The organism is Elusimicrobiota bacterium (assembly GCA_026388075.1).
In the GTDB taxonomy this organism is placed as follows: domain Bacteria; phylum Elusimicrobiota; class Endomicrobiia; order Endomicrobiales; family JAPLKN01; genus JAPLKN01.
The window spans coordinates 1-2,866 of sequence record JAPLKN010000083.1; the positions used below are offsets into that span (position 1 = coordinate 1).

Here is a 2,866-nt window from a genome sequence, read left to right on the forward strand (position 1 = left end):
ACAGCGGGACTCCATTGAAATTAATTTAGGAAGTTGTCGCCCCGCTCAAAACGATTTATTTTTTTAAAGTGGTGAGTTTATCGAACCATTCCCGCGCGCAAAAAAGTTGTTAAAAAAGAATCCATAATTTGTTGACCTAACACTATTATTTTCATATACTTAAGGCATAATCAATCTACTGTATACTAACTGCCAATAGTAGTAAAACTATACGAATATGTCAAGCAAAGAATCTGTCATATCAAAGAACATTAAGAAATATCGAAAAAAATTAGATATTTCCCAAGATATCCTTTCAAAAAAGGCTAATCTTGCTTTTCACACCATCGCAAAAATCGAAGCAGGGTCAACACCTAATCCAACTATTGATACTGTAAAAAAAATCGCTGATGCTTTGAATGTAACCATTGATGATTTAATAAAATTATGAACGAATGGATAAAATTAAGTATTGAATATGCTAACCAAAGGAGTTACTTGGATGACCTTTTCCAAGTGTATCCGACTATTCCTGAAGGTATTAGAGATATTGACGACGAACTTTGGAAGGGTATCGAAAAAGCGTTTGAAAAAAGAGATAATATTGCCCTGTTAGATAATCTTTTGAAGCTTGGTTTATTCCCGATCAAGGATTCCTATGTGGCTTATTTGAAAAGGGATAAGAGTTCTCTGGCACGCAATCCTGCAACAGTTGCGAGGCTCTGCGGTCGTCTCTATGAAATGGGGCTAGATACTCTTTACTCTCGTTGCTCTGAACCAAAGGAAACTAACCGACAAATTGGCCCTTTATTCCGTCGATGGTTAAATAGAAAATCATTAGGGGTGCAACCTATAATGATGGATAAGTTTATAGCGACAAGAGGCAATGCAATTCTTGATGCAGGTGATGCGGAAATGATGAGATTCGCCAAAGAACATTTAAACTATAAGCATAACAAAGGACTCGATTTTATTGGTCGTTTCAATGGTAAATATGTAATTGGCGAAGCAAAGTTTCTGACCGATTTTGGAGGACACCAAAACGCACAATTCAATGATGCTATTGCCACCATTAAAACAAAAAATGTAAAGGCAATCAAAGTGGCTATTCTTGACGGTGTGCTCTACATCAAAGGAAATAATAAAATGTATAGGGACATTACCACTAAACTAAAGAATGAAAATATAATGAGTAGTCTCGTTTTTCGTGAGTTTCTCTATCAGGTATAAAATTCTATGATTCTAAATTATGAAAACAAAAAAACAGAGAATGAAATTCTGAACACCGCTAAGGCGGAGTTAAATTCTTTTTCGGGTAAAGGAGCAACAAATAAGCTGATTCAAGGCGACAATCTTGCTGTGCTTAAAGCTCTTCTTGATGATTATGGTCTGGCAGGCAAGGTTAATTTAATTTATATTGATCCACCTTTTGCAACGAATGGGCATTTTAAGATTGGCGAAGAAAGAGCTAACACTATTAGTAGCAGCAATGAAGATCAGATTGCGTACAGCGACACTTTGCTCGGTGCTGATTTTTTAGAATATATACGAGAAAGACTAATTTTGCTTAGAGAATTGATGTCAAATACTGCTTCACTCTATCTACATATAGACTATAAGATCGGGCATTATGTAAAGTTGATGATGGATGAAGTGTTTGGAATAAAGAATTTTAGGAATGATATTACTCGTATTAAATGCAATCCTAAAAACTTTCAACGAAAAGCCTACGGAAATGTAAAAGATTTAATACTTTTTTACTCAAAATCAGATGCTCCAACATGGAATAATCCAAAAATCCCTTTTTCGAATGATGATGTAGAGAGATTGTTCAAAAAGGTTGATAAAGATAATAGAAAATATACAACAATTCCTTTGCATGCACCCGGCGAAACAGCAAATGGCAGTACTGGCAAGGCATGGCGCGGAATAAAACCGCCAAAGGGACGGCACTGGCGTAGCGACCCTGCTCTTTTGGAAGAATGGGACAAGCAAGGACTTATTGAATGGTCTGCGAATGGTGTTCCAAGGAAAAAGATTTTTGTTGATGAAAGGGACGGAAAGAAAATGCAGGACATATGGGAGTTTAAGGATCCTCAATATCCTAGCTATCCTACCGAAAAAAATATTGACCTGCTAAAGTTTATAATAGAAGCTTCATCAAACGAGGGCGATTTGGTGCTTGATTGTTTCTGCGGGTCTGGAACTACACTTGTTGCAGCGCAAGAATTGAATCGCAATTGGATCGGTATTGATAAATCAGAACATGCAATTAAAGTTACTAAAAAAAGATTACAATCGTTACCTGCTAGTCTTTTTTCAAAAGCAGAATTTGAGTTTTTGTCTGAATGTACTGCTTCTGTGAAGTCCAGGACAATTTCCGAACCGAAATCTTTGGATGAAAAAACAGAACATATTGATCAAAGTTCTTTTTTAGGGTAAAAAGAACTTGACACAGAAGTAATATTTTTATATAAGCACTCTGTGTGGGGGAGTGCCAGAATTAATATTAGAAAGGAAAAATGTCAACTAAATAATACCTTTTCTGTATCAGAACGAAACGCACAAAATATTGGGGCGCTATCGAGTGCTATAGAACTTGGTAGGGCCCTTTTTAATTTGCAAAGATTGCTGTAAAAGTTCTTTGGCTGGTGAGTCCAATTTGCGTGGGCTTTATATTTCACCTAACTACCGGCTTCTACCCGGGGTCCTAGTCATTATTTGTTAACCCTTTTCGACCCGACAGGTGTAGAAGCCGGGTTTAGGGAGGTGAGGTTGTATGAAGTCCCAAAGAAAAATTGGGATGATCGAAGTCTTTTGTCGTTTTGTAAGGAGAAATGGAAAAATCATTTATCCAAAAAACGCAAAATATTTCCATTTTTGGGTT

General features: G+C 36.5%; 3 protein-coding genes. All 3 read left to right on the forward strand.

Annotated elements, in window-relative coordinates; all coding sequences use genetic code 11:
* Positions 1 to 217: 217 nt before the first annotated feature.
* The 3 genes from NT145_04770 to NT145_04780 are packed head-to-tail and all read left to right on the forward strand — an operon-like array spanning position 218 to position 2,421.
* Positions 218 to 430: a helix-turn-helix transcriptional regulator gene (locus NT145_04770; GenBank protein ID MCX5782000.1), complete on the forward strand. Its 213-nt coding sequence runs from the start codon at positions 218 to 220 to the stop codon at positions 428 to 430.
* Positions 427 to 1,209 (forward strand): restriction endonuclease, encoded by a 783-nt coding sequence (locus NT145_04775; protein ID MCX5782001.1) that lies wholly within the window; start codon positions 427 to 429, stop codon positions 1,207 to 1,209. The genes NT145_04770 and NT145_04775 overlap by 4 nt, the downstream gene beginning before the upstream one ends.
* A gap of 6 nt (positions 1,210 to 1,215) precedes the next feature.
* Entirely contained in the window at positions 1,216 to 2,421 is a 1,206-nt protein-coding gene (locus NT145_04780) for a site-specific DNA-methyltransferase (protein MCX5782002.1), read from the forward strand.
* The last annotated feature ends 445 nt before the right edge of the window (positions 2,422 to 2,866 follow it).

Excerpts from the sequence above, each read along its gene's own strand:
- NT145_04770 (MCX5782000.1), top strand. The coding sequence starts at position 218 with ATGTCAAGCAAAGAATCTGTCATATCAAAGAACATTAAGAAATATCGA.
- NT145_04775 (MCX5782001.1), top strand. The coding sequence starts at position 427 with ATGAACGAATGGATAAAATTAAGTATTGAATATGCTAACCAAAGGAGT.
- NT145_04780 (MCX5782002.1), top strand. The coding sequence starts at position 1,216 with ATGATTCTAAATTATGAAAACAAAAAAACAGAGAATGAAATTCTGAAC.